Annotated in this window: 27 protein-coding genes and 1 pseudogene; 19 read left to right on the top strand and 9 right to left on the bottom strand. The window is 60.5% G+C overall.

The genetic code is table 11. The annotated features are described in order from the left end of the window. Positions 1-109: 109 nt before the first annotated feature. Complete coding sequence (locus tag ACZ1JC_RS25575; RefSeq protein WP_465137493.1) at positions 110-745, top strand: hypothetical protein; 636 nt, start codon at positions 110-112, stop codon at positions 743-745. Between the two features lie 123 nt (positions 746-868). Here the strand turns inward: ACZ1JC_RS25575 and ACZ1JC_RS25570 are convergent, their stop codons facing one another. Together ACZ1JC_RS25570 and ACZ1JC_RS25565 are read right to left on the bottom strand one after the other, a co-directional pair. Further along, positions 869-1501, bottom strand: coding sequence for a plasmid pRiA4b ORF-3 family protein (locus tag ACZ1JC_RS25570; protein ID WP_395393705.1), 633 nt, complete (start codon positions 1499-1501; stop codon positions 869-871). A 149-nt stretch (positions 1502-1650) separates the two neighbouring features. Next, a complete protein-coding gene (locus tag ACZ1JC_RS25565) occupies positions 1651-2994 on the bottom strand; it encodes a metal-dependent hydrolase family protein (protein ID WP_465137494.1) in 1344 nt (447 codons plus the stop codon). 349 nt (positions 2995-3343) lie between these two features. On the opposite strand from ACZ1JC_RS25565, the pseudogene ACZ1JC_RS25560 reads away from it, so the two are divergent. Next, positions 3344-3639 (top strand): annotated as a pseudogene (locus ACZ1JC_RS25560) (transposase); the annotation flags it as partial. Positions 3640-3867: 228 nt separating this feature from the next. Here the strand turns inward: ACZ1JC_RS25560 and ACZ1JC_RS25555 are convergent. Together ACZ1JC_RS25555 and ACZ1JC_RS25550 are read right to left on the bottom strand one after the other, a co-directional pair. Then, positions 3868-4086 carry a hypothetical protein gene (locus ACZ1JC_RS25555; protein ID WP_395393709.1) on the bottom strand — a complete coding sequence of 73 codons (219 nt, stop codon included), beginning with the start codon at positions 4084-4086 and terminating at the stop codon, positions 3868-3870. A 359-nt stretch (positions 4087-4445) separates the two neighbouring features. Further along, positions 4446-4664 (bottom strand): hypothetical protein, encoded by a 219-nt coding sequence (locus tag ACZ1JC_RS25550; RefSeq protein ID WP_465137495.1) that lies wholly within the window; start codon positions 4662-4664, stop codon positions 4446-4448. A gap of 220 nt (positions 4665-4884) precedes the next feature. On the opposite strand from ACZ1JC_RS25550, the gene ACZ1JC_RS25545 reads away from it, so the two are divergent. From ACZ1JC_RS25545 to ACZ1JC_RS25520, 6 genes are all read left to right on the top strand, one after another. Then, on the top strand, positions 4885-5472 hold the full coding sequence (locus ACZ1JC_RS25545; protein ID WP_465137496.1) for a hypothetical protein: 588 nt from the start codon (positions 4885-4887) through the stop codon (positions 5470-5472). Between the two features lie 1200 nt (positions 5473-6672). Next, a complete protein-coding gene (locus ACZ1JC_RS25540) occupies positions 6673-6825 on the top strand; it encodes a hypothetical protein (RefSeq protein ID WP_465137497.1) in 153 nt (50 codons plus the stop codon). Positions 6826-6884: 59 nt separating this feature from the next. Further along, positions 6885-7085 (top strand): hypothetical protein, encoded by a 201-nt coding sequence (locus tag ACZ1JC_RS25535; protein WP_465137498.1) that lies wholly within the window; start codon positions 6885-6887, stop codon positions 7083-7085. A 199-nt stretch (positions 7086-7284) separates the two neighbouring features. Beyond that, entirely contained in the window at positions 7285-7494 is a 210-nt protein-coding gene (locus tag ACZ1JC_RS25530) for a cold-shock protein (RefSeq protein ID WP_395393719.1), read from the top strand. Positions 7495-7573: 79 nt separating this feature from the next. Then, positions 7574-7786, top strand: a complete 213-nt coding sequence (locus ACZ1JC_RS25525) for a hypothetical protein (protein ID WP_465137499.1) — start codon at positions 7574-7576, stop codon at positions 7784-7786. Next, entirely contained in the window at positions 7783-8040 is a 258-nt protein-coding gene (locus ACZ1JC_RS25520) for a hypothetical protein (protein ID WP_465137500.1), read from the top strand. The genes ACZ1JC_RS25525 and ACZ1JC_RS25520 overlap by 4 nt, the downstream gene beginning before the upstream one ends. A 102-nt stretch (positions 8041-8142) precedes the next feature. Here the strand turns inward: ACZ1JC_RS25520 and ACZ1JC_RS25515 are convergent, their stop codons facing one another. Beyond that, positions 8143-8766: a hypothetical protein gene (locus ACZ1JC_RS25515; RefSeq protein ID WP_465137501.1), complete on the bottom strand. Its 624-nt coding sequence runs from the start codon at positions 8764-8766 to the stop codon at positions 8143-8145. Positions 8767-9224: 458 nt separating this feature from the next. Here ACZ1JC_RS25515 and ACZ1JC_RS25510 point away from each other — a divergent pair, with 458 nt between their 5' ends. Further along, positions 9225-10112 (top strand): ArdC family protein, encoded by an 888-nt coding sequence (locus ACZ1JC_RS25510; protein ID WP_465137502.1) that lies wholly within the window; start codon positions 9225-9227, stop codon positions 10110-10112. Beyond that, positions 10109-10393 carry a sigma factor-like helix-turn-helix DNA-binding protein gene (locus ACZ1JC_RS25505; protein WP_465137503.1) on the top strand — a complete coding sequence of 95 codons (285 nt, stop codon included), beginning with the start codon at positions 10109-10111 and terminating at the stop codon, positions 10391-10393. The genes ACZ1JC_RS25510 and ACZ1JC_RS25505 overlap by 4 nt, the downstream gene beginning before the upstream one ends. A 63-nt stretch (positions 10394-10456) precedes the next feature. Here ACZ1JC_RS25505 and ACZ1JC_RS25500 read toward each other — a convergent pair whose 3' ends face one another. Both ACZ1JC_RS25500 and ACZ1JC_RS25495 read right to left on the bottom strand, forming a co-directional pair. After that, on the bottom strand, positions 10457-10675 hold the full coding sequence (locus tag ACZ1JC_RS25500; RefSeq protein ID WP_395393732.1) for a helix-turn-helix transcriptional regulator: 219 nt from the start codon (positions 10673-10675) through the stop codon (positions 10457-10459). A 331-nt stretch (positions 10676-11006) separates the two neighbouring features. Continuing rightward, a complete protein-coding gene (locus ACZ1JC_RS25495) occupies positions 11007-11588 on the bottom strand; it encodes a hypothetical protein (protein WP_465137504.1) in 582 nt (193 codons plus the stop codon). 507 nt (positions 11589-12095) lie between these two features. Between ACZ1JC_RS25495 and ACZ1JC_RS25490 the strand changes: the two genes are divergently transcribed. Both ACZ1JC_RS25490 and ACZ1JC_RS25485 read left to right on the top strand, forming a co-directional pair. After that, positions 12096-12452, top strand: coding sequence for a hypothetical protein (locus tag ACZ1JC_RS25490; RefSeq protein ID WP_465137505.1), 357 nt, complete (start codon positions 12096-12098; stop codon positions 12450-12452). Positions 12453-12600: 148 nt separating this feature from the next. Then, positions 12601-12888: a HEPN domain-containing protein gene (locus tag ACZ1JC_RS25485; RefSeq protein WP_465137506.1), complete on the top strand. Its 288-nt coding sequence runs from the start codon at positions 12601-12603 to the stop codon at positions 12886-12888. Here the strand turns inward: ACZ1JC_RS25485 and ACZ1JC_RS25480 are convergent. Next, positions 12885-13247: a hypothetical protein gene (locus ACZ1JC_RS25480; RefSeq protein ID WP_465137507.1), complete on the bottom strand. Its 363-nt coding sequence runs from the start codon at positions 13245-13247 to the stop codon at positions 12885-12887. The genes ACZ1JC_RS25485 and ACZ1JC_RS25480 overlap by 4 nt on opposite strands. Before the next feature lie 311 nt (positions 13248-13558). On the opposite strand from ACZ1JC_RS25480, the gene rlxS reads away from it, so the two are divergent. The 5 genes from rlxS (at position 13559) to ACZ1JC_RS25455 (ending at position 21125) form a co-directional block, all read left to right on the top strand. Next, positions 13559-15571: a relaxase/mobilization nuclease RlxS gene (gene rlxS / locus ACZ1JC_RS25475; protein ID WP_465137508.1), complete on the top strand. Its 2013-nt coding sequence runs from the start codon at positions 13559-13561 to the stop codon at positions 15569-15571. A gap of 81 nt (positions 15572-15652) precedes the next feature. Next, positions 15653-16048, top strand: coding sequence for a CopG family transcriptional regulator (locus ACZ1JC_RS25470; RefSeq protein WP_465137509.1), 396 nt, complete (start codon positions 15653-15655; stop codon positions 16046-16048). A 300-nt stretch (positions 16049-16348) separates the two neighbouring features. After that, positions 16349-17884, top strand: coding sequence for an integrase catalytic domain-containing protein (locus tag ACZ1JC_RS25465; protein ID WP_465148427.1), 1536 nt, complete (start codon positions 16349-16351; stop codon positions 17882-17884). Positions 17885-18159: 275 nt separating this feature from the next. Next, complete coding sequence (locus tag ACZ1JC_RS25460; protein WP_465137511.1) at positions 18160-19089, top strand: endonuclease NucS domain-containing protein; 930 nt, start codon at positions 18160-18162, stop codon at positions 19087-19089. A gap of 884 nt (positions 19090-19973) precedes the next feature. Then, the gene (locus ACZ1JC_RS25455) at positions 19974-21125 is read left to right on the top strand and encodes a hypothetical protein (RefSeq protein WP_465169081.1); all 1152 of its coding nucleotides are present in this window, start codon (positions 19974-19976) and stop codon (positions 21123-21125) included. 21 nt (positions 21126-21146) lie between these two features. Here the strand turns inward: ACZ1JC_RS25455 and ACZ1JC_RS25450 are convergent, their stop codons facing one another. Next, positions 21147-22205 carry a hypothetical protein gene (locus tag ACZ1JC_RS25450; RefSeq protein ID WP_465137513.1) on the bottom strand — a complete coding sequence of 353 codons (1059 nt, stop codon included), beginning with the start codon at positions 22203-22205 and terminating at the stop codon, positions 21147-21149. Between the two features lie 274 nt (positions 22206-22479). Between ACZ1JC_RS25450 and ACZ1JC_RS25445 the strand changes: the two genes are divergently transcribed. Then, complete coding sequence (locus ACZ1JC_RS25445; RefSeq protein WP_465137514.1) at positions 22480-23559, top strand: hypothetical protein; 1080 nt, start codon at positions 22480-22482, stop codon at positions 23557-23559. 653 nt (positions 23560-24212) lie between these two features. After that, entirely contained in the window at positions 24213-25271 is a 1059-nt protein-coding gene (locus tag ACZ1JC_RS25440) for a DUF4917 family protein (protein WP_465137515.1), read from the top strand. The last annotated feature ends 245 nt before the right edge of the window (positions 25272-25516 follow it).

The raw sequence follows: 25516 nt of genomic DNA, 5'->3' as shown, positions 1-25516 counted from the left end.
TAGTCGTCGCCGACGATCAAAGAGGGCAGCAACCAGGTATTTTCAGCATCCTAGCAGTGCGCACGCGTTTGCCCAGGCTGCGCTCAAACAACGTCCCGCTGTCATTGCCATGATCAAAACCATTTTCGCGCAGGAAACGGCCGAGGCGGCGTACCGGCAGTGGGAACAGGTTGCCGATGCGCTGCGCGAGGAGTTCCCAAAGCTGGCTGGCAGGATGGAGGCGTCACGTGACACCTGCTCGCTCACACGGCCTTTGCCAAAGATCACTGGGCGCAGGTTGGGTCTACCAACCCGCTGGAGAAGGGAACAAGGAGATCAAGCGCAGGGCAGATGTTATCGGTGCCAGCCAGCGCGAATGGTCCTTGGCAGGGCCGGCGCTCGGGCGCGCCACCGCGAAACTCTCGAAAGAACTGAGGCATCCCGCATGCGCAATTGCGACATCGAATATCTTGGGCATACCACGATGGAAATCGCGTGGTCTCGTAAGGATTTTTCTATGTCGGTTTCCGCAGAAGTTTACCAGCAAGCGACCACGTGGCTCGATGGGCTTGAGCCCAAGCAGGTATTGGAAGTTTACATCGATCTTCCGGAATATGGTTGGGTTGAGATCACGGATATCTGCACATCCGATTCGTTCACCGTTGCGAAGGTGCGCCATCGGCACGGCGTCTTCGATGGCGGCATTGGAGAAGTCGGCTTTGATATGGGTGCGCTAAAGGCTGTTCGAAAAACGCCCAACCGCTGAGCGATTTGGGGAAACGGCAAAAGAGGCCGCTCACGAGAGGGGAACGGCCTCCGATTCGGTGCCGCCGGGGGTGGCGGGACCTTTTGCGCAAGGACAATTATAGTGTCCACATCGCGTCAATTATCATGGCCGGTCTTGGCGGAACCTGTAGTCGCCGCGTGAGACGCGCATGGCTTTGCTAATGGCTTTGTTGATAGCGTCCAGATTGCATTGCTCGGGATGGAATTTTCGGCCGACCCAGCGATGCATGGCTTTGTGGTCTTCATGATCGGGATCGAGCCAAGCTTCCAGGAAATCGGCGTATCCGCCGGTTCCGCCGACGTCTTCAGGTGGAGCTGAGCGCGCGCCGGCGATGCATCTGGGATATTTGACGCCTTCCTCGCGGGGTAGCCGTTCGAGGCGAAGCAGGTGACGCCAGCTATCACCAAAGTCGTATTCGTAAATGATAGCGAGTGGCTGGCCGTCGGGATCGTAGGGAAAAACGAAATCGACGAGCCTTAGCTCGGTAGCTTCGAAAATCCGGTTGTCGAACAGTTCGTCTTCGTCGAACTCCGGTGCGCCGAATATGAGACCGCCGACATTGAACTGATGGAGATGGCTGTCGGTCCAGCCAAAGGCGGCCTGAAGGACTTCATGGAGTTCGGCGAAGTTCAATGCCATTGGCAGGTCGAGCGTGCGGGTGATCTTCGGCTCGATCTCCAGGATATGGACCTCGGCGCGCACGATGAAGCTGTCGAATGCAAAGGGATCGAGCATGTGTCGGAACATGCCGTGCGTAATTGACGCGAGCAACCGGTGATCGCGTCAATTACGTCTCCGCGCGCATTGCCTCATTGCCGAAGTGCTTTCATCTTTTGGACGCGCGGCTTTGCAAAGACAGAGTAAGCGAACTGTCAATGCCGATGTCAGCTCGGTAGCGTGTTTTTGTAGACCTTCCCGTCCTTCATGATGATGACGAAGTTCCTCGCCGGATCGGCGACGAGGTTGAGATTCTCGAGCGGGTTGCCTTCAACGAGGAGCAGGTCGGCATAGGCGCCGGGCGCGACCACGCCGAGCGCGCCGGGATAGGGATTGCGCAGGCCCGACATGCGCAGCAGTTCGGCATTGGTCGAGGTCGCCATGATCAGTGCCTCCGCCGGCGTGTACCAGCGCATCAGATCGACCAGCATATGACCCTGCTTGCTGGCTCCCGCTGCGGAGAACAGGATGTCGGTGCCCCATGCGGTCTTGATGTGATATTTGCGTACGAGTGTGTAGACTGTGTTGGTACCCTCGACGACCTGCGCGAACTGGGCCCGCTGGTCAGGCCCCAACATCGCCACCATGCTCATATCGAGAAGGGGCTGGGTGCTCAGCCAGACGCCCTTGTCGGCGATCATCTTCGCGGTGGCCTCGTCCATCAGATGGCCATGCTCGATGCATTTGACGCCTGCCTGGATGGCGCGCTGAATCGCCGCAGGGGTGTAGGCGTGGACGCAGACATAGGTTCCCCAATTGTCGGCCGCTTCGACCGCGGCGCGAAGCTCCTCGAGCGTGAAGGTGGAGACGTCGAGCGGGCTGTGCGGCGAGGCGACGCCGCCGCCTGCGGTCAACTTGACCTGGGTCGCGCCCTGCATGAGCTGCTCGCGCGCGCGTAACCGCACCTCGTCGGGGCTGTCGGCGAGCGCGAACCCGCCCACCTCCTCGCCGTGCGTCATCTGGCCCATCGCCCGGGGCAAATCGTTGGAAGTGCGGAAATCGCCATGGCCACCGGTGATCGTGATCATCGCGCCCGAGGGATAGATGCGAGGCCCGGGCAACAGGCCCTCGTCGATCGCACGCTTGAGCGAGAAGGACGGGCCACCGAGATCGCGGACCGTGGTGAAGCCGCGCAGCAAGGTCGCCTCCGCCTCGGCGCCGGCGAGCAGGTTGATATAGCCGGGTTCGCTGGTCATAAGCATCGGCGGCGTCGGGCGTACGAACATCGTATGCCAGTGATCGTCGATCAGCCCCGGCATCAGCACGCGCCCGCCGCCGTCGATTACGCGGGTGTTCGCGTCGGGCGTGATCGGGCTGGTCGAGATGCGCTCGATCTTGTTGCCGCGCACGAGCACGCTTGACGGGGGCGAGAGACTGGTGCTCTTGCCGTCGAAGACGCGGACATTCTGGAACAGCGTCGCCGCAGGCTCGGGCGACGCGGCTTGCTGCGCGCGACCAGGGACGGAGGCGATGATGAGGGCGGCGATCGCCGCGAGCAGCAGCAATGCCACGCGCAGGATCCGCAATGCCGGAAGGGGGGATGACGAACGCATACGATCGATTGAGATCACGGCGGGGCTCCCTGCCAGCGCTCGCCTGGTGAGGCGGGCGTTGCGGCGTCGGCCCCGGTTCGCGCGTCGAATGGAAATTGCTCGGTCGGGACAGGCCGGATGTCCCAGTTCAACCGTTCTATCGAAGTCTCGGACATCGCAGTATCAGGGGCTGCCCCTAGGTAGGTGGGGACGAGCCCGTAGAAGCTCCGCGCGGAAACCCGAGCTTTTTAACAGATCGCTGAAACAGAGATCCCTTGAGCCTCTTGAGATGATTGAAGTCCCTCGGCTGAGGTTTGAAGGATTTGAGATGCGCGGCGGCGATAAACGGGACGAAGGGCTGTTTTCCTACGTGAACTGCGAAGCCCGGGTTCCGGCGAACCATCCACTTCGGCGATCCGTGCGATTGTCGACGAAGCTCTCGAGGTGATGTCTGCTGGTTTCGATGCGGCGTATTCGCGCATTGGCCGGCCATCGATCCCGCCCGAGAAGTTGCTGCGCGCATTGCTCTTGCAAGCTTTCTATACGATCCGCTCGGAACGCCAGCTCATGGAGCAGATGGATTATAACCTGCTTTTCCGCTCGTTCGTCGGCCTGGCGATGGATCCGCGCAACGCGGCGTTTCGGAAAGGTGCGACGGCCGCCGCGAGATCGACGTCACGTTCTCATTGCTGCCACACAATCTCACATCCCACGATCAACCTGCCTGAAGACGGGTTTTCCCGCGACCTGTCAGAGCCGCAACCCTGAGCAATGTTAGTGCGTGCGCCACTTGAGGGGGCATCATTTCATGGACCAATTTGGCGGCGATCACGTGCGCGGCTCGCTTGCGTATTAAGTTTCCACCGACTCAAGGCTCTCTTTGCGCGCGCTGATAAGCCAAAAACCACCTTCGCTCAGCGTTGCCGTGCATAGATATGTTCCATTTTCCAAAATATCCGCGTCACCGTAATTTAAGCGCTCCACCAGTGCGAGTGCAGAGCCGGGATCGTTGCCTATGAACTCTGTGGGCGGCTTCGCCTTATCGAAGGGGACAATGGTGAAACGGGACATGAGAATGCTCCTCTATCAGCGGGAACAAGCACAAACATGTTGTCTCAGGTGCCGGCCATTTGGGCGGCGGTCTGCGAAAATACTCCTTTTAGAGATTTCCTCTAGCCTATTGAGCGATTCGGTAGTCGGGGGGGAACTTCCAATAGGGACCCATCGCTTTTTTCGCGCGTGCCTGCACATCATGTTATCATCGAACCCGACTTTGTCCGGCTGGTCACGATATCGCGGGTCCCCAGCTCGACATCCTTCACGACGCGGTGATCCATCAGTCCGGCCTGGATTCCCTGGCAGGCAGGCGCGGGGGCCGAGGCGATCTCACTTCTTGTCGAGCAGGCGGCGCAGATCAGCAGGGGGGCGCATCATCTTGCGGCCGACCCCGGGCCCCACGCGGCGTGCGTCTTCATCGCTGCGAAATAGTCATCCCGGCCGCGACGTGACCGTTCAACATTGCGGATGATCAACATGACCGCGTCGAACGCCGCGACGAGCCGGTTGATTTTGGCTTGGAAAATGCTTTTGGCTCCCGGGAGCAGGACCCACCTCAGGACGGCGCCAAGCAGAAGATCGATGGCGATCACAAACGCCAGATTGCACCAACGCTTCGTATCGCCTCCGCTGGCAGAGCCGCCAAACGGAAGCGGCCGCGTATCCTCACTAGAACGGGCGGCTCCGCCTTCATGGCAAGGCCCGAAAATAAATAAGTTAATCTACCCCGTCCATGGTAAGATTGCGCCTCGGACGAGGTTGCACCCGACTCAATATTAAGTGGCCTCGTTGCTCCCATGTGGACACTTGGCCATGGACCTCAATGAGTTACTCTATCAGCATCAGCTTGCGCTAATCCACGCACGAGCTTCTCTGCCCGGAGAGAATCGGGAAGCGTATTCCAAGATTGCGGACCATTACGCTGGAAGGCTGCGTGCTTATCGCAGCCGGAACCATATTCGGCAGTATTCTGGAACTACGACGGAGGATGAGCTGCGCTCGCCCCTGCCTTCCGCAGCATCGTGTGATGAGGCGGCGCTTTCCTTCGAGGAGGTTGAAATGATTAGTCTCGCTGCTGCCCGACATGGCGGAACTACAGAAGAGCGGAAAGTTCTGGCGCTGGAAATGATTGCCGATCAGTTGCTACTCCTCCATGCCGACCTGCTGGCTATAGATGCTCATTCCCGGTCGGATATACCCGAGCAAACCCCGTCTCAAGATGTCAGCGCCGCCGATGACGCAGAGGGCCGGGAGGACGCAGGCGAACAGTTGGATGTTCCTGAGGGTGAATTGCCACCTGGTGTGACGGTGAAGACGATGAGTGTCTACTCCGTCGGGCCCTACACCTACTCAGACCTCTCCTCAGCCTTGTTGGAAGCAGCCCGACAGAGCACCCACTGATCTGCACAGATGCCGTTCGGCTCGCCGCGTGAGCTGCATTGCAGCAACTAAGCGCGCGAACCATACGCCTCGCCGAAGCGGGTTTTGAATCTGCTACCGCCCTCCATAACTTCCTGTTCACCCAGGTACGGGGTCGGTTATGAAACCCTCAATCGAGCGCCTGCTGTGCCGGGCGCGAAAGGAAGCTCGCAAGGCGCAGGAAGCGCTGCGGCGCAGACGCTCCATCGCTGCCGTCTACGCCCACCGTGAGCGAGCCGTGGCTTATCACGCGAAAGCCCTGCTGCTGAGCAAGGCGCAATCCTGAAAGAAACAGGCCCCGATGCTTGCTCTGGGCGCCGGGCTGCTCACAGCTTCGACGCCAGCTCCCGACGCGTCACCGAAACCGACGCCGCGCGGGTCCGCAACCACCACCACATTCGCACGAGTAGCTGCTGACTGAACACGAAATCGGTTTGGCGAAGCAACATGGTCGGCTGCAGCTGAAGCGGAGTGCCTGCGGTGCTACGCGGGGTGGGGAGTGAGCCCTAAACGGGTCCAGAGCATCTAAGAGCGCGAAGTGCTCAAGGCGCCGTAGCGCCAGCCCAACGCGAACACCCGACTTCACGCCTGGCGCGGTTGTTTGAGTGCTCCGGGGAGCTATCTAAAAATCCGACCCAGAATTTGACGGATCGCAAAGTTTCTAAGACAGGGCTCCGAAGTTATAAATGGAATCGCCATCGTTTCCGGCTTGCAATTTTTAAACATTGGTTTATATAAAAATTGCCTCACGTCGTTTGCGACGGAATTTGATAGCCGCTTTGCCGGCCCGCCTTTTCCATTTCATGCTGCATGGCTCTGCGCCGGGACACGCCCGGTTGCGGACGATTATTTGTACGCAAGGAACTGGTTTGGCGAAGGAAGAACTCATTTCAGTCGGAGGCAAGATCAAGAGATCCGGCCCTATGGGCGCCTCGGTGTTGACCCTCGACAATGAGCTTCCGATCATCGCCTACACGGCAGCTGCAAGCCGCCGTTGCCGGATCCACCCGGTCGTTGGAAACCACATACGCGCGGCAACGCCGCCTTACGATCTGCCCAAGGGTCGGATGGCCTATCGCGAACGGACGCTCGGCCAAGGGGCAAGCAGCGTCTCGCGGGGGTATGGATCAGGCGCCAACCCGATTTCAGAAGGGGGCAGAAACTGCTGCCCGCAAGGATAATATGAATTATTTGAACACCGGTGCTGCCAAGCTCAGCCCAATCTCGCTGCGTAAAAGCTCGGCTGACAACGGTTCCATGGAGCGGCATTCGACTTTCTCCGCCATGCTTTCGACCCTTGAACTGCGACGGCTTGTCGCTGCGATGGTCGACTGATCAGGAAAGCACTCGCGGCGAGCCCATGAGACATGGGCGCGCCAAGCAGGAGATATCGCATGGATATCAACAAGGAATACGCCGCACACCAGCATGCATTGATGCGTGCCGACAATTCCGTCTGCAATGACGATCGCCGGGCGCACCTCGCCCGCGCTTCGTCGATCGCAGGCCGTATTGGCGCCTTCCAGCGCGAACTTGGCGCCGCGGCAGCCTGTGCCTGGAGCATGGCGCAAGTTTCGGCGGCTGTGCGCGCCTGACATCCCATCACCAGCAGAATCTGGTATTTGAATCCTGCTCTCGTTGAAATTCGAGGGGGATCGACGATTTTGGTTCAGGTTCGGAAAATCACTTTCCCATTCCTGCAAGACGACGACATCCTTTCAAGTAACGACCTGAAGCAAGAGTCCGTCAGTGATTGCGCTGTCGGTCACAACCGTTTCTTGAAAGGAAACGCTCATGACTATCGGAACCGTAAAATTTTTCAACGAAGACAAGGGCTATGGCTTCATTCAGCCTGATGACGGCAGCCGGGACAGCTTTGTCCATATTTCTGCCGTGCAGGCTGCTGGCCTTGGAACCCTGAACAAGGATCAGCGCGTGTCCTATGACGTCGAGTCCGGCCGCAACGGCAAGGAATCGGCGATCAATCTCAGCCTCGCCGACTGATCGACGGATAGTCCGGCAGTGCGTGAGGCGACTGCCGGGCCATCTGACCCCGCTGACCCCGTACCGCGAGTGTATGCCTATGGCGCTTTCCTATGAATTTCTCATCGCGCGCGCGGAGCAAGCCGCGCAAGAGGCAGCTTGCTCGCTTCTCGAAAACGCGCGGGACCGCGCACTGCGTTCGGAAAAAGCCTGGCGGACCATGGCTGACCAGGTACTTGAGGTCACACGCAACCGCGAACTGGCTCAACAAGACAGGCTGGTCGTGGACCAATTGCGCGTTGCCCCGGAATGACAGGTAGTTCCTGCCTCGCCGGGAAGGACATAATCGAAGCTCACGAAGCGTCGAACGTTTCCGCCATCAATGGGATCGTCAGCCTTGCCAACATTCTCAAGAAGCGAGGCCTCCTGACCAAGGCAGAGGCGGGGGCCATTTACGAAAGCATGAGCTTGCCGCTCGGCTTACCGAAATATGCCAAAAATCCAGCTGTCCAGGACCTTCAATCGAACCTTGACCGTCTGTTTGCGGTGGTCGTGGCACCAAAGTAACGGGATGCATATCCGGAAGCTCATCCAACATTGCAGGGCGTTTCTAACAGTTGTGATGGCAAGTATAAATTCTGATGTTAGAAGCGCCTGGCGCAGCGGGACTTAAAAGAGCCCCCGCGTCAGTGCTGGCAGTTTGAGCGCGGCGCGCTGCTGGTTGACGATTTCATTGGCCTTCTCCCGGAAGGCGATTGGACTTCCGATTGCCGGCAGGAAGCGTTCGCCACGGGGAATTACCCTCTCATCGGTGATGTCGCGCAGAAATGACGCTGCCTGATCAAGATCTCCGAGAATGCCGCAGGCTACCCCGGCGTAGTAGCCGAACCAGCTGGGCCGCATCCTCTCGGAACCGTTCGCTTCTGCGATCACATGGTCAGCGATCGCCTCGAATGACGCGAATTTGGCATCGATCTCCTTGGCCCGTGAGGCAGCGGTGCTTGCGATGTCGGCGACTGCCGCGCCGAACTGATCTTCGTCCCGGTATTCTGTGTAGGGACCATCCGGATCGTAATAGTTCAAACTCATGAAGCCGCAGCCGCCCCAGAGCCAGTGGGCCGCATTGCCCAGATCGACCGCGATCGACCACTGACTGGGTTTGAACTCGACGACATTGAGCCAGAAGCCGTGATCCTTCAGCCAAAGCCGGGATTGCCCTCGTCGTTTGAAGCCGAGAGGGGCGAGTTCGGCTTTGGCGGCTGCGGCTATGATTTTGCTGTGGGGTCCGCTCATGTGACAGATGACTATCTGTGATGTGCTTCACTTGTCATCAAAATCCTTGATTTCAGATACGCGGGATGGATTCCGTTCGGGAGGTTGGTTCGGCTGGCCGCCCCGTGCTTGCGCACGGCCGCGCTCTACCCTCGCTGACGCTCGGGCCGAGCCGCCTCCCGGCGTCTCGTCGGCATAGCCGTAACGATCGCTGGCGGGGCGGGACGCTATCCGCGTCCCGTCAGCGGTCGCCGCGCCTTTGGCGCGTCGGCGTGTGCCTCGGCTCCAGGGTGACGGGGGGCGTCACGGCCCCTTAGCCCCGCCATGGCGAGCCGCAACCTGGGCGGGGCCCAGGTCCTCCATTTCATTTCGGCCCTTCGGGTGCACCCCGCCATTTCAGGCGAGGCTTTTGGTCCGCTCCTGCCGCCCCCCGCCACCCCGGCGCCGGTCAATGGCGGTTGAGGAAAGGAACAGGAGAAATGGAAAGGACCAATCGCCAGAGCCTCTATGGGGAGGTCACTTCCCGCATCATTGCCGAGCTGGAGGAGGGCCGGCTTCCCTGGGTGCAGCCCTGGGACAGTGCGCGGTGCCCGTGCCTGATGCCGCACAATGCGGTTTCCGGAAGGGTCTATTCCGGGATCAATGTCCTGATCCTGTGGTGCGAGGCGGTGGAGCGTCAGTTCGCATCGCAGCGCTGGCTGACGTACAAGCAGGCCTTGGCCGCAGGCGGGCATGTCCGACGCGGGGAGAAGGGCACGGTCATCTGCTATGCGGATCGCTTCACGCCGAGGAACGAGGCGGAGCAGGCGCGGTGCGAGGATCGCGAGGCGCGGACGGTTGCTTTCCTCAAGCGCTTTGTCGTGTTCAACCTCGATCAGATCGAGGGTTTGCCGGAGCGCTATGCCGAGGAGCCGGCCGTGCCCGATCCGGTCATGGCGATTACCGAGGTGGATCGGATCATCGCGGCTACGGGGGCGGACTTCCGGATCGGCGGCGACGAGGCATTCTATGCCCCCAGGCAGGACTATGTGCAGGTTCCCCCGCAGGCGGCTTTCCATGAGCCGGTGAACTGGTTCCGGACGGCACTGCATGAGCTGGGTCATTGGGTCGGCGGGAAGGGGCGGTTGGACCGCGATCAGACCGGTAAGTACGGCTCGGCATCGTATGCCAAGGAAGAGCTCATCGCCGAGATGACCTCGGCCTTTGCCTGTGCGTCGCTCGGCATCCAGCCCACCGTCCGGCATAGCGATTACATCGGATCATGGCTCGAAGTCCTCCGCGCGGACGAGAAGGCGATCTTCCGGGCGGCCAGTGCAGCCAGCAAGGGCGCCGATTTCCTCCTCGCATTCGGGGAGGACGCGGCATGATCTGGCACATCTATCTGCTGGAGCAGCGCATCCGCGAAGCCTTCCTGCGTGATGCCTTTCCCGAGTACGAACAGCCGGAACTGCGCCGGCTGGCACGGGCGGTACGTTCGCTTCCCTGGCTCCCGCGTGCCGTGTTCCATCTGATCCGGTTCGAGGGGAAGAGCTATGAAGAGATCGCCGAGCAACTTGGCATCAGCGTTCGTCGGGTGGAGATCGAATTCGGGCGAGCCATCGGCTTGATCATGCGGTCGCGGGACCGACAGGAGCGCAAGGGCTGGTAAGGGATCGGGGCGCGCCCGCTACGGCGGGCGCGCCCCGGCCTTGTCTTCCGCCGCGACGATTGCTTAGGCCTGCGGCGGATAATCTTCGACGAGGTACGAGATGGGATTGTCCATCCATTGCGTGATGGCGCTTTCGCGCCACCCGCAGCAGCGTTCGGCTATCCGGACCTGCTTCGGAAACGTTCCGGTCTGGATCTTGCGGTAGAGCGTCGCACGGGACAGGCCCGTGCGTTCGAGCACGGTGTTGAGGCGCAGAAAACGATCGAGAGGCTTCATATCCATGTGGCGTTGTCCTTTCCTATTCATGAGGTGGACTGGCCGGCCATGAGCAAGATTGGGCTAAACCGAGCCCGGCGCAAGGGCATCAAACAGTGCTAAACAGCCAAGAACGCGCGAGATTCCTCTCGGTGCACCGTAACGGACATTGGCGGCACTCTACGGACACCAAAAAAATTGGCCGCCGGGAGCTTGCGACCGGCGGTTCGTTCTCAAGCCATCTCTCCGCAGGCATCGGGCACGCGGCGTCGCCGTCATCGGCGCGCGAATCGCACGATGTGCTTGCGGCCCTGTCGCCGCTCGGCGGGCCCGCAGCACGGTTGCTGCGGGCGCCAGATCAGGATCGCATCGCGCGCTGCCGGGGCCGGGCATGGCCGGTCACATGGCGGACGTGTTCGACCAGCGCGGAAACCAGCGTGCGAACCTCGTCGGGCGTGAAGCCGCCATCGTCGAGCAGATTGCCGTCGCCGGGTCGGTTGCGGTTCCACTTCCAATAGGGCGAGAGTACCTGCAGTAGCCGCGCCGTCTCGGGGCAATCGTAACCGAAGCCGGTGACATTGGCATAGGCAAGCGACTTGTCGACGTGGAGGCTGATGTGGCGCGCGCACCAAGTATCCGGAAAGCCCACATCGAGCAGGTGCGAGGACAGCGCCAGCTGCACGACAATCCCAGACGTGTAGAGGAAATAGTGCCAGTGGAACGGCGCGTCAGGGGCGAGGCCGCCCATGAAGCCTTCCGCCCGTTTGACCCTTTCGCGGCTGAGGCTGCGGCCCTGCTGGGTGCGCAGCAATCGCACCGGCTCGGCGCCGTAGATTTTCCAGAGCGCAGCGAGCGCGGAATTGTCGTTGGGCAAAGAGTTGAGCGCCGCAGTGACAGCGGCGATCTGATCGGGTGAAGCAGCAGGAACTTGAACGTCCATTGGCACCTCCGGGTCCGCATCAAGGCGGGTTGGCGGAAGGCTCAGGACAACTTGCGGACCAGTCCCGAACTCCCGCACGCTAACGCGCGGGAGCCGCCGGAGCTGGTAACATGCAAACACATGCGTCGCCGTCTTTAACCCGAAGGTTTGGACATGCACGACGACACCCCGGAAAACCGTGTTTTCCGAGCTGTTTTGTTTGCAGGATTACCAGTCCCGGCGCTGCCCTTTGCGCAGCGCCTTGGCAGGATAACAGACGGGAATCCTTAGGCCAAGGTCTGACTGGATCGGTAGGTGAGGGGGCAGAGAGAGGTCGGCGCAGCAAAGCGCAAGGGTATTGGCGTATCCGTTATGTAGGCTTGTCCCCGACAGTTGATACTTGCCGGGCTCATCGTTTCCCGCTCAGAGACGAGGTCTTGGGCGCCCAAGACCTCGGCAGCCAATTCTTGACGCGAATTCAATGCGCGGTCATTGGGATCGTGACTGGGCAATGATGTTTCGGGGGTAATGATGAAGCTTGCACTTGCGGCCACCGCGTTGGTCTTCGCGGCTCTTTCTGCATCGCCCGCCATGGCCCAGACCGCGACTTGCTATCGCCTCGGTAACGTGACGAGTTGTGGGCTCCGTGACGGCGTGTCAGGCGACAATCCGGCGCAGCAGCGGTACTCGTCCTTCAACGAAGTCGAGCGTCTTCGCGACAAGAACGAGGAACGCGACGAAGCGCGCAAGGAGCAAGGCCTTCGCGAAGAAGTCGGCGTGCTCGTGGCCGATGGAAAGTGCGAAGAGGCCAAGAAGGCGGCGCTCAGGGCCGGCGATTTCGAGCTGGCTGATCGCGCAGCAGCAGCCTGTCAGCCGGTACGCTGATAACGGAGGCCAGCCGGAGCTAGCCGGCGCCGAATCATTCGGCCTTCGTCTCCGCTGCGAGACTTGGACCCTGACAATTCAGGGGAGCTTGGACGCTCTAGCCGTTGCCACGCCGGTCTCGATCGACACCGCGCAATTTGATTGAGCATTGCTGACACTGACGCTCTACTCGCCGAAATCTCACAACCTCGAGTTCCTGCGAAACAAGTCTGAAGACCTTGCGCGTGACCTAATCGAGGTATGGCCGCGCGATGGCAAGTTCGTGCGGCGCTGCTTCGAGCTTCTCCAGCAGGCCCACGTGAAGGCCCGCTATTCGCCATTTTATACCGTGCGAGAGGTTGAACTCGAGTGGCCGTCCCAGCGCGTTGAACTCTTGCAATCGCTCGTCAAGGAAGTCTGCGAAGCGCACATCAAGAAGCTGAGCGGCAGGCCCTAGGCGACTTCCTTCACCTCGATATCGAGCGTCAGCTGTAGCACGTCATCGTTACCGGCGACGTTTTCCGGCTGCAGCGTTTCCGTGCCGCAGGCGAGCGTGATCCAGTCGAAATGCCAGTCGAGGTCAAGCGCTTCACCAAGCCCCTGACGCACGAATTTGACCATCGCGGCGCCCTCGCTGGCGATGGCAAAACGGCATGCGGTTTGCCCAGGAATCCAGCAGCCGCGCACCAGCGTTCCATCCGAAAACGCCAGCGAAAACCCTTCCGCAATCCCGCGCGCCGGGACGTCGAGAAGCGTCTCGATCTCGCCGGTCAATTGCAGCCGGTTGTCGTCCGTGGCTTCGATCCGCAGGCCCATTCGTTCGCTCCTCTTCGCGACTCAGCTAGGGAAGTGGATATAGAACAAATAGCGAACACAAGGAAGGCCGGAGCGGTTCGCCTGGTCGACATCGGCCCCGTTTTTTGGAGTGAGAGGAGGAGGCGGAGAGGGGCATTGGGAGTGAGGAGGGTAGGGCAAGTTAAAAGGGGCTATCTCGCGGATGCGGACAACCCATTGTCTGCACATCGTTTTTTACGAGACTCTTGGGCTTTCGGGGCGTGGGCGTGCCTCCATGGCCAACAATCATGCCTGAAAAATGGCGGATTTCTGCGGTGTTTGGGCGCACTGCGATGGAGGCCCTTGAAGCCATGCGCGCGCGACCCCTCATTCCTGGCTTTGCCGGCGAGGTTTGCGCGATGGACGATGAATTCCAGGTGTGGCTGGGGCATGTCGGCAAGGAACGACCCATGCGTCAGGACCTGCATCGGGCGATCAACCAGGCGAGCGGCGGCCGGCGTTCTGCGGGGAAGGGGCGCAGCCAGTTCACCGGCAATCGGATCGGCCGCGGCGGCGCCCTTGGGCGGATGCTGGGTGGTTCTGGCTATGGCGATGCGGCGCGGGCTCGCCGGGTCATCGTCAAGGCCCGTTTCGTGAAGCTCGCTGGCAAAGGCATGAAGGCGGCTGTTGCCCACCTCAGCTACCTCCAGCGCGACGGCACCACGCGCGAAGGCGAGCGCGGCGCCCTTTACGGCCGGGACACCGATATCGCCGATGGCAAGGCGTTCCTGGAGCGGGGGGCTGGCGACCGTCACCAGTTCCGCTTCATCGTCGCCCCCGAGGACGGCGCACAATACGAGGACCTGAAGCCGCTCACTCGGCGGCTGATGCAGGATTTGGAAAAGGATCTCGGCACGAGCCTCGAATGGGTGGCGGTCGATCACTTCAACACCGGCCATCCGCATACCCACATCGCCATTCGCGGAATCGACGATCAGGGCAAGGATTTGATCATTGCCCGCGATTACATCAGCCGCGGTATTGCTGCACGGGCCTCAGACATTGTCACGCGCGATCTTGGCCCGCGCAGCGAATTGGAAATCCATGAGGCCCGGCGCGCCGAAATCACCGCCGAGCGTTTCACCAAAATCGACCGCACGCTGCTGCGGGATCTCGACGACAAAGGGCTCGCGCCGGCCTGGCATCGCGACCCCATGGAACAGAGCCTGCGCGCGGCGCGTCTCGGCACACTTTCGCGCATGGGATTGGCAGTGGAGGAAGAGAACGGGCGCTATCGCCTCGATCCCGATCTTGAGCAGAATTTGCGCGCCATGGGCCGGCGCGGCGACATCATCGCCACTATGCATGAAAAGCTGCGGAGCCGACCCGGCATCCTGCCCCAGGACTATGCAATCCATGATCCCGGCAAGGACGGCGCGATCGTGGGCCGCGTCGTGGGGCGCGGTCTTTCCGATGAGCACCGCGATCGGCATTACATGATCGTCGAGGCTACCGATGGCCGTTCGCATTACGTCGACCTCGGCCATGAGCTGGCCGATGGCGCGATGCGCGATCGGCTGGTGAGAGTCACCGAGATTGCCGTTGGAGTGCGCCAGGCGGATAGGACGATCGATGAGATCGCGCGGGTGAGTGACGGCGCCTACAGCAGTGTTCATCACGGTCTCTACGACCAGCGAGCCAGCCGAACCTTCATCGAGGCGCATGTCCGGCGTCTGGAGGCGCTCCGGCGCGGCGGTATCGCGATGGAGCGGCGTGCCGATGGCGCCTGGAAAATTCCCGGCGATTACATCGAGCAGGTTCGGGAATATGAGCAGAAGCAGGCCCGCCTGCATCCTGTGCAGGTACAGGTCCTCGCCGAGCAGCCGCTGGAATGGCTGGCGCGCCACGACGGTCCGACCTGGCTTGATGAGCAATGCCTCTCGCGCGAGCCCGAAAGCCTCAAGGGCCAGATGGGCGGCGAAGTCCGCACTGCTCTTCAACAGCGCCGGCAATGGCTGATCGAGCAGGGGCTTGCCGAGCAGGAGGGTAACACCATTCGCTACCAGGCCAACCTCATGGCGAACCTGCGGCAGCGCGAATTGCGCCGGGTCGCCGGGCAGCTCTCGGAGGAACTGGGACTCAATTACGTGCCGGGCAGGGACGGCCAGATCGAGGGAACCCTGCGTCGTGCCGTTCAGGTGGGCGGCGAGAAGTTCGCAGTGGTCGAGAAGTCGAAGGAGTTCACGTTGGTGCCTTGGCGACCGGTGCTGGAAAAGCAGATCGGCAGGTACATCTCGGGCATTCAGCGCGAGGGTTCGATCAACTGGACCTTCGGCCGCAGTCGCGGGCCGGAGATCGACTTCTGATCATGAGCTGCCGCGAAGGGGTACTGAGATTCCTCAGCGAGTACCTGTTGGCGGATCACATGGGCCGGTATTCTGGCCCGTATGCAAACGCGCAAGACCCGCCATCAGTTCTACCTGCCCGACCATCTGTCGGCGCGTCTCGATGCCTTGGCGGCAGAGCCGGACAATTCCAAGACCGCGATCCTGACCGCAGCGGTTGCCGCCTGGTTCGAACAGCGCGAGGCGGCCAGTGTGGATGCGCAGTTCGGTCGGAAGATCGATCAGCAAGCGCGCGCGGTCGACCGCATGGAGCGCAGGGTCGACTATCTCACCGAACTGGTCGGCCTTTTCGTGAAGTTCCACCTGACCCAGACGGCGCATCATCCGGCATTCGATGCCGAGACGCGGCGGCTTGGGGCTGTTCGGTACCAGGAGTTCATGCGGCTGGTGGGGGTGCAAGCTGCGAGGGGCAAGGCTGGTGGACCCGCCGAACGTTAGTTTCGGCGTCCGGGGCCGACCCTTCCAAGACATTCAGCCGCCGATTTCGCGTTCCCAGGTGCGGACGTTCCGCTTTTCCTGTCGGAGCGCGCACGCTGGGCCAATTTCGGGATGGCGGCTTATCGGCTCGTAATCCCGATTAGCTGCCTGTCCGCCCTGGAGCGGTGACAGATAGGATGGCGTAAAAAGCTTGTAGCGCGACAAACTGGATGATGATTCGCATTGCCTCGCCTGAATTGCTCCCGGCAAACCTGCCGTTGCCTCATCTAAACTGCTCCCGGCCAATGCCGGGAGGGAACGATGCGGAAGGTGAGCATGGCGACGCGAAGGGAATTGATTGAAGCAGTCGGCGAGCGGTATCGCTCGGCCGATCGCGCGAGCAAGAGCAAGGTTCTCGACGAATTCGTCGCGATCACAGGTTTCCACCGGAAGCATGCAATGCGACTATTGGGCTCGGAGCCGTTGGTCAGGGAAACGACGCGACCGGAGCGCAGGCTTTACAACGAGGCGGTGCGCGAAGCGTTGCTCGTGTTGTGGGAAGCTAGCGACCGCCTGTGCGGCAAGCGACTGCGGCCGCTTATTCCGGTTCTGGTCGAGGCGATGGAGGGTCATGGCCACCTTGATCTCGATCCGGCGATCAAGGCGAGGTTGTTGCAGATGAGCCCGGCAACGATCGACCGTGCTCTGCAGACTGCGAAAGGGAACAGTCAGAAGGTCCGGCGGCGCGGTGTCGGCGGATCGGAACTGCGGCGTAGCGTCCCGATCCGGACGTTCAATGACTGGGGCGATCCGGCGCCGGGGCATATGGAAGCAGACTTGGTGTCGCACAGCGGCCCGGTGGCGAAGGGGAGTTGGGCGTGGACGCTGACGCTGACCGACATTGCGACGGGCTGGACTGAATGCGCACCGTTGCTGGTGCGCGAGCAAACGTTGTTGGTGGAGGTCCTCAAGGAGCTGCGCAAGCTGATGCCGTTCCCGTTGCTGGGATTTGATTCCGACAATGACAGCGTGTTCATCAATGAAACCGTGCGCGATTACTGCGCGGCGACGGAAATCGCCTTTACCCGCTGCCGCCCCTATCGCAAGAACGATCAGGCCTGGGTCGAGCAGAAGAACGGTTCGGTTGTGCGCCGTCTGGTGGGCTATCGCCGGTTCGAAGGACTGGAAGCAGCTGGGCTGCTCGCCGAATTGTATGCGGCGGCGCGCCTGTTCGTGAACTTCTTCCAGCCCTCATTCAAGTTGGCGGAAAAGCGCCGCGACGGCGCCAAAGTCCACAAGCGCTATCACGCTCCCGCGACGCCGTTCCAGCGTTTGATGGATGACCCGCGGACCAGCGAGCAAACACGCGAACGGCTACGGGACCTCGCCGCCAGGCTGGATCCCGTTCGACTGCTGCGAGACATCCGCACCGCGCAGCAGAAACTGGTGGTCCTGGCCGACGCCGGCGTCGTGGCAGATTCCACCGAAACGTCCCCCCCACCGCTGGGGGCGTTCCTCTCGAGCCTGAAAGTTTTATGGCACAATGGTGAGGCGCGGCCCACGGCGGTTGATAAAGCGCCGCGCAAGCGAGAACGGCGTCGACCGGATCCACTGATTCAGGTTACCGACCAATTAAAGGCCTGGTTCGAAGACGAGCCTTGGCGTACCGGGCGGGAGTTACTGGAGAAATTGCAAGCCCAGCAGCCGAACATCTACCCGGACGGCCTCCTGCGGACTATCCAGCGCCGTCTGAAAGGCTGGCGCACCGAACACGCGCGAGCGCTGGTGTTCAGCCACTCTTCCGGGCTGGCCAGTGCCGCGCCAGGCGACACGGAAACCATCCTTACGGCCATGTGACGGATTACCGTTCCGCCTCGCCTACGGCTCAGCTGCACGGCAATCCGTCACATGCAATGGCATTGATGCGCGAGGACCTGTAAGGAACAATTACGTGAGGCAACGGTCGCGTCGTTCGGGAAGGTTCCTTCGTGAGGCAACACGTTTCTCATGCAGATCGCCGCGCAACACCGTCCGACCGTTTCAGGCATTAGCAGCGGCATTGGCATAGCGAACTGGCTGGGCTAACAATTCTGCGGGACAATCCTTCATTGAGCAACTGCGTGGGAGGCAGTGTGAGCCGATCCTATTATCGTGTCCGTCTGGGAGAGAAGGCGCGGCTCGCTGCCGAGTGTTTCGACGGTGGCTTCATCGGTGTCCATTGGGGCTTCAAGCAAGACCTGACCGGGCAATTTGGTGATAGCTGGAAGGACTTCAACGCGCGATTCAGGCCAGAATTTTTGGAACGGAACCCCGGAAAAACCATGGTCGCGGCGGGACTGGCCTGCGGGATGCTCTGGAATTTCGGCGCGGGCATGACCATCGGCGATGTGGTCATGTGCCCAGATGCCAACGGCGACATTATGTGGGGTGAGATTACCAGCGACTACTATTGCGTCCCGACTGCCAATCTGCCGCAGCAACGCAAGGTGAAGTGGTTCCCCGGTCGCTCGAAGCGGTCCGAACTGAGCGAGACGTTAAAGGGGTCTACCAATGGGCCGGGAACTATCGTTGAAATCGACCAGTATGCCGACGAAATTGAGCGCCTGATCGGACGCGAGGTCGTCCCAACTGTCGTGGCGACGAGCGAGATCATTGAGGACGCCAGCACGTTCGTGCTGGAAAAACACCTAGAGGACTTCCTTGTCGCCAATTGGGCGCAAACCGAACTCGGCAAAGCCTATGACATTTACAGCGAAGGGGATGAACTGATCGGCCAACAGTATCTCAGCGATACCGGCCCTATCGATATTCTCGCGATATCTAAGGACCGGAAGACACTGCTCGTCGTGGAATTGAAGCGTGGTCGGGCGAGCGACGTAGTTGTCGGCCAGATACAGCGATACATGGGTTATGTGCTGGGTGAACTGGCCACGGAAGAGCAGACTGTGAAGGGCGCAATCATTGCCCTAGAAGACGATTTGAAGTTGCGCCGCGCATTGTCGGTCACGACCAACATCGACTTCTTCCGGTATCAGGTCAGTTTCAAGCTGCTGCCTGGTTGATGGCACGACAGTCGCTAGCTTGATGGCGTTTGAGAATGACGCCACTTGCACCCCATTCTTTATAGGCCGACGCGATGGACTGGCAGGCTGCGTTTGGTTGAGGGCTGACCGACACCCTTTTGACAGCCCGTAGAGCAACTGAAATCTGAGCGGGCCACGGCTTCTGGGAAAGCGAAATCGGCGCTGGAGTGGCGAGAAGGGGGCAATGCCGCCGCTTCCGGCATCGACCCTTCCCGGTCGTTCAGCCGCCGATCTCGCGTTCCTAGGTCCGGACTGTCCGGTAACCGGCAGGTCGCGACCCAACTTAAGTCGTTCCCATCAGCGGGTGGGAACGACTGTTCGGGTCGAAAGCGGACATTGGCAGCCCTAATCGCTCCAGCGGCGGTAGCGCCCAGAAACCGTGGTTCCGCATTGTCGGCTCCTGCCCCAAAAGGCGTCATTTGTTCATCTGCCGAGCGACCGGAGAAAAGTAATCCTCGGAACGGAGCCAGACGTTCAGGGAGCGGCGGGGTGATCTCCCCACAATCCCTTCCATTATGGCCGGTTGCCGAGGTTCGTTGCATTATTCATCAGCACGAGTTTGGCCCGCTAAGTGGAGACCCCTTGGACGAGCGCGACGATTCCTGTAGCTGGATCACCTTCTGCTTGAGAACGTCCGGGGTCATTGACCCGAACACCTTCGGGACCCAGCTGTTGAAGAACGCGTTCGGCTCCGAGCGCGCAAACAGTTCCGTTGCTTGGCCCTCGCGTTTTAGGATGCTGTGCTTCATTCACCAAGCGGGTAGTTGCGGTCCCGGACCGCAGTCAGAGGGGGATCGTTCTTGATCGTCAGGGAGTATGTCAGGTGCACGGAGTGCGGCACTGCGCATGTCCTACGGATCGGATTGGGCGGCGAACCCGTGCAGGCGCACCAGTTCGCGTGCAACAGTTGCGGTCAGGAGATGGGGGTTCGCCTCGAACTCGGGGTCGGCTGGTCCTATGGGCCGAATACCGAGAAATCCGAGGAAGACAACGACGCGCCGATCGTGAACCTCCACCCGTCGTTCGTCTTCTCAAAATCGGAGATCGGCAGCGCGGACGCGTTCCCCAGCCTGGATTTCGGGAAGCGGATGATCGACGGGGTACTGGCGGCTCGGACGCGTGCTGGCCTGCCGGCGACGCTTGAGCTCCTGTCGGCAGAGCAGCCTCGACGGGCGCGCATTACAGAGGAGTGGGATCAACTGAGGGCGGCCTGGTCGCTGTATCGGAACGGTAAGGATGAGCTTGCGGGGAAGCGACTGGAGAAGTTCATCCCGGGCGCAGGATATTCCGATCCCCCCGACACGCTGGCCGACTGGGTATTCCAGTTCGCGGCGAACCTGATCCAGCCACGGTTCGAGGAGCATTTCGAGGGCCTGTTCCAGCAGCTGATGATCGCGAAGGACAAGCCGGACTTCGACCGCTTCGTTCGTCATTTCGGTGACACGATGAGCGTCGCGCATGCGCGGCGCGCCTTCGAGGTCTGTAAGGCCTATCTCGGCGCCTTCTCCGAATTCTCGCAGGTCCACCATTTGGTCGCGTCGGGCGTCGAGGTCGGCGATGATCATACGGCGGCATCGACCAATTTCGACGCGACGCGGATGTTCTACGGAAATGCCTTCGAGGCGTTCGGCGACAATGTCGAGTTCCTCACCTGCCTCAACAACCTGATCGAGGATCGGCCATTCGACCGACTGCGCAATATCGCGCTGGCTGATTACCAGCGCACCGACAAGGCCGGACGGTGCAGGGCGATCTCTGAGAATGCCGCAATGGCTGTGGTATGCGCGGAGTTTGACAACCAGGTGCGCAATGCCTCCCACCATGGTGGGATGGTCTTCGACAGGGCGACCGGCATCATCGAGTACCAATCGGGCAAAGGTGGGCGGGGCGACGTGCAGTCCATGGGATATGCATCATACCTTGCCCGGTGCTCGACCTTGTTCGCCCAGATACTCCTTGTCATGCGGCTCGAAATTTTGGTCGCGAACGAATTCAAGGTCCGGCTTCCGCTCTGACTCAAGTCCGGCGCCGTTCCGCTAGTCGTCGTACATGAGTTTGGTGTTCCCGTCGCAGGCGCTGCAACCACGGATGCCCGACATCTCGAGATCGCCATTGTTCGCTTCTCCGCACCATCCGCATTTGTCGAGCTCATCGGTGAAATCGATACATGCCAGACAGACGTAGCCGCCCTTCCAGGTGATGACGGTGTGGTATCCATCGCAGCTCGCGCAGTTGGCGGGGGTGAGCGCGTCGAAATAGTTGTCCATGGTGGCCACCTCTTCGTCGAGCTGCTGGACAAGCTGATCCACGGTGTACGATGCGTCGCAATAGTGGCAGGTGGCGCCATCATCTCCCTCGTTGGCGAGAGGTTCTCCGCACTGCTCGCAAGGCGTCACCATCCACCGACGGTAGCCGTTGCAGACATGGCATCTGCTCGAGAAGACGTCGTCTGCGTCCTCGTCACGCTCGGCGGCCACGAAGGAACACAACCCGCATTCGACGAGCACGCCGCCCTTGTCGGTTATGGCCTTCAACCGCTCGGCGATGCTCTCGAACTTCGCCTTCGCGTAGAGCCTGTGTTCCGCGAAGCCCTCATCGATCGCCGTTATGTCGAACGCCATGTTGGCGAACGTCGACTGCCACTGGTTCTCCATGAGCGCGACGAGCGCCCGCCAGCCGAGGAGTTGCTCGAGGGCGATGCTCTCCAGGGCGTTCTTGTCCGTCTCCCCGTCATGGTAGAAATGGACCATCTTGTTTCGGTGCTTGCGCAGGCTGTTAAAGATCGCCTTGGCTCCATCGGGGAGAGGGCTGCCGATGACGGACTGAAGGCGCGTGCAGGCCTCGTCGAAGCTGACCGACACGAAGTCGCCCTTGGTAAAGCTGCCTCGATCGGCATTCTTTGAGACGACTAGCGTCCAATGCTCCGCCATCAGGCGAGCTTTCAGAATCAGCTCGATCGCGGTGTAGAATGCGATCACCGAATGCTTGGGGCGTGCGGTCAGGTCCGCCGTGGCAGATTTGAGGAAATCCGTTGCGTTGGCGATCAGGTCCTCGACGGAGGGAAAGTTCGGGGCCTTCTGCTTTCCCTTGCTCACATGTCACCCATGAATCTTCATCGTCCGCACTTAGAGCTTGTTGGTGATGCTTATAAGTAAAGTCCCTGCGAAAACGAAGCCGTATCCGCCTATTCCCCGATGCTGGCCTAGAAGCTATCGGCCTCGAACCGACCAGCCTTGCCCATTCAATTAGCCAAGGCGAGAGCGGAAGGTCTGCTTTTTCTAGTGGCAAAAGCTTCCTCAGAGTTGCAACGCGCTCGATAAGGACGTGCATCCACCTTCCCATGACCATCAGCGGAGAACCTCGCGACCCATGTTTGGATTAATCGACCAGAAGACCGAGAAGGCCATTGATGATCTTACCCGCAAGCATGGCCTTGCGCTCGCGACAGCAGGAGAACTCAAGCAGCTTGGCGGGCTGTTTGACCGGAAATATCTGGCTGACCTTCATGCGCTTCTGAGGCAGGCCATTCCCAGTTCACCCGGCATCAAGCGCGAACTCACCATCCGACTTGCCTGGATCGACAAGATCCCGCTTGCGGATGTGAAAGGCGTGTCCTCCAAGACCGAGCTTGGCGATGCTGCTCTGTTCGCAGTTGAGCGGTTTGTCTCCCCCGCTGGCGCGCTGTATGGCCCCCCTAAGGCTAGAGCGGCTCTGCTGCAGGCCAAGGTTGCTCGATCGGGACAGCAGCAGGCTAATCCTTTCGTGCCGGTCCAGCCGATGCAGGGGAGCACGAAAAGAGAGTTCGATCTACTGTCCAAGTGGCCGACGTTCGACCTTTACAAGTCATCCCGCTCCCAGACGCCACTAGCAGAGAAGATCGACCTCAGGGGAAGCGCTCAGGGCACGCTTCCCTATGGATGGTATATTGCCGCGCCGCGCGTTTCTAGGCGGCCCGGCCCAAAGGCCCTGCCTTCTTGGTCATCATGGTGGATGGCAGCACCCTCGGATCAGCAACAGCGCTGCAACATCAGCTTTGGCACTCTCTTAGGCGCATTTCTTGCCGGACGGTCACCAAATCCTGGAGGGAAACTTGAAGTCGGCGCGCGCTTCGCCTGCACCAGCTATCCGCCCGCCAAGGCAAATGCGAAAGGCTGGGACAGGATATGCGCTGAAATCATCGACCTGGTTGAGAATTCCGATGCCCCCAAAACTATCTTCGGCGCGTCTCCGCCGAGGCGGATGGTGTCGCTACGGCCGATACAGCTAGGCTTTCAGTTAGAGCCACAAAGTGAGGAGCGAGGCGCGGGCTTCCTACGGATCCGTGAAATCGGACGCCACGTTGATGTGCAATCGCCTCGCTGGCGCATCAAGCGCCTTTTCGAGACGCTTTGGCGTCGCAGGCGCATGCCTGTGCTGATCTTCGACCTGCGTATCATCGAGGGTGGGTGATGGCCACAAAAGGAAAGGCTAGCGGTCGTCGATCGCCGCGCGGATGATCGAAAACAAACTGTCTTTCAAAGCAGCAATGCTCTCGTCATTCACTATGCCTAGTCAACAACCACCGAAGCAGGCACGAGCTACGGTCAGCGGCTGGCCCGTTTCTGTTGCCTTCGCCCACGGTCTGGCGAACGCTTAACGTCGGCTCCTGACAAAAGATGCCGTACAACGTGTCGCCTACGAACGTCGGGAATGTCCCACGATGCGGCTTTGGGCGCTCGGCAAAACCGACCCTTTCCGGTCACTCAGCGCCACAATTTCACTCCCCAGGTGCGGACCGGCAGTTATCCCGGCAGCTCGCGACCAGACCCGGTCGTTCGCCGCTCGGGTTTTGAACGACAGCTTCTAACGCAACATTCCATTCGTCCAGCGCGACGCCGCCCTTAGCGCAGGCCAGTGGTTCCACCTCCATGCCTCCCGCGCGAATGGCCGGACGAGCCATGCTCGCGCTCAGCTTTGGACGGCGCATATCAGCTTGAGTTACCGCCAGTTACCATCAGATAAACAGGCTCGATTGAGGGGCATAACCACGTTAGACCACCGTAGGCTGTTGAAACTGGGAGACGGCCGGGCGTGGAACCTGCAACTCCGGGGAGTGAGACTACTTGATAACGTTCGACGAGGCGATCGCGGATAGTGAGCAGTTCAGCAAGCGTCACCTGCTATTGGGCAACGGCTTTAGCATCGCGTGCCGGGCCGACATTTTCCACTATGGGTCACTATACGATCAGGCCGACTTCTCTGCGGCTCCCGAACTCGAGCAGGTTTTCGCGGCCTTGGGGACCAAGGACTTCGAGGCGGTGATCCGCACGCTGGAAAGTTCGGCGACTATCCTGCCAGCCTACGTGGCGGACGGCGGAGCGGCCCCGCAGAAGATGCTAGACCATGCGGCGATGCTGAAAGAAATCCTGGTCCAGACGATTGCCGGCAACCACCCGCATGTTCCGTCCGAGATTCCGGAGGATAAGTTCGACGCTTGCCGCCGATTCCTTTCTCATTTCCTGTCGGGCAACAGGGCAGGCTGCGTTTTCACGCTGAACTACGACCTGCTGCTGTACTGGACGCTGATGCACGAGGATCCGTTCTTCGGAACCACCGCCGATCTCGCGAAGAACGACGGCTTCGGGAACGACGAGGACGAGCCTGATGCTGAATATGTCGTATGGCAGGGGGAGACGAACGCGCACAGCGCCAGCGTTATGTTCCTCCACGGTGCGCTGCACCTGTTCGATTCCGGCAGGGATCTGCTCAAGTACACATGGGTGCGCAAGGGTGTGCCCCTGATCGACCAGGCCCGCACCGCTCTGGCCGGAAACAAGTTCCCGCTGTTCGTGGCCGAGGGCACCAGCGCCCAGAAGAAGGCCAAGATCCGGCATAATGCCTATCTCTATCAGGGCCTGAAGCAGTTCACCGCCAATGTGACCAAGGGACCTCATTGCTGGTTCATCTTTGGTCACTCGCTTGCGGCGAACGACGACCACATACTCACCCGCATTGGACGCGGCAGGTTCAAGAAGCTGTATGTCGGCCTCTACGGCGATCAGTTGGAAGCGTGGAACCAGGACATCATTGTGCGCGCGAACTGGCTGAAGGGCCTGCGCCACGATAAGTGGCCGCTGGAGGTTGAATTCTATGACGCCGTGACTGCTCATGTATGGGGGTGATCAGGGCGCATTTACACCGGAAGCCGGCCATGATCCTCGCCATAAAAGTTTCAGTGCCACCGTGGTCGAGGCAGTCGTGCGATTTCCCCTTCGCGGGAGCGGGAATGGCTCTGGGACATACTTGAGCCTGACACCAGCTATCGAGTGAGCGAAGCCACGAAACGGTGATTTAGGCCAGGTTTACCTGTCGCTGGCCTTTCATCGCCCGTCGGCAAGCCCTATCCGGTTGGACACGCGCGATATGA

Source organism: Sphingomonas sp. BL-S-28 (assembly GCF_055521515.1).
This window is presented reverse-complemented; position numbering and strand designations above follow the sequence as displayed.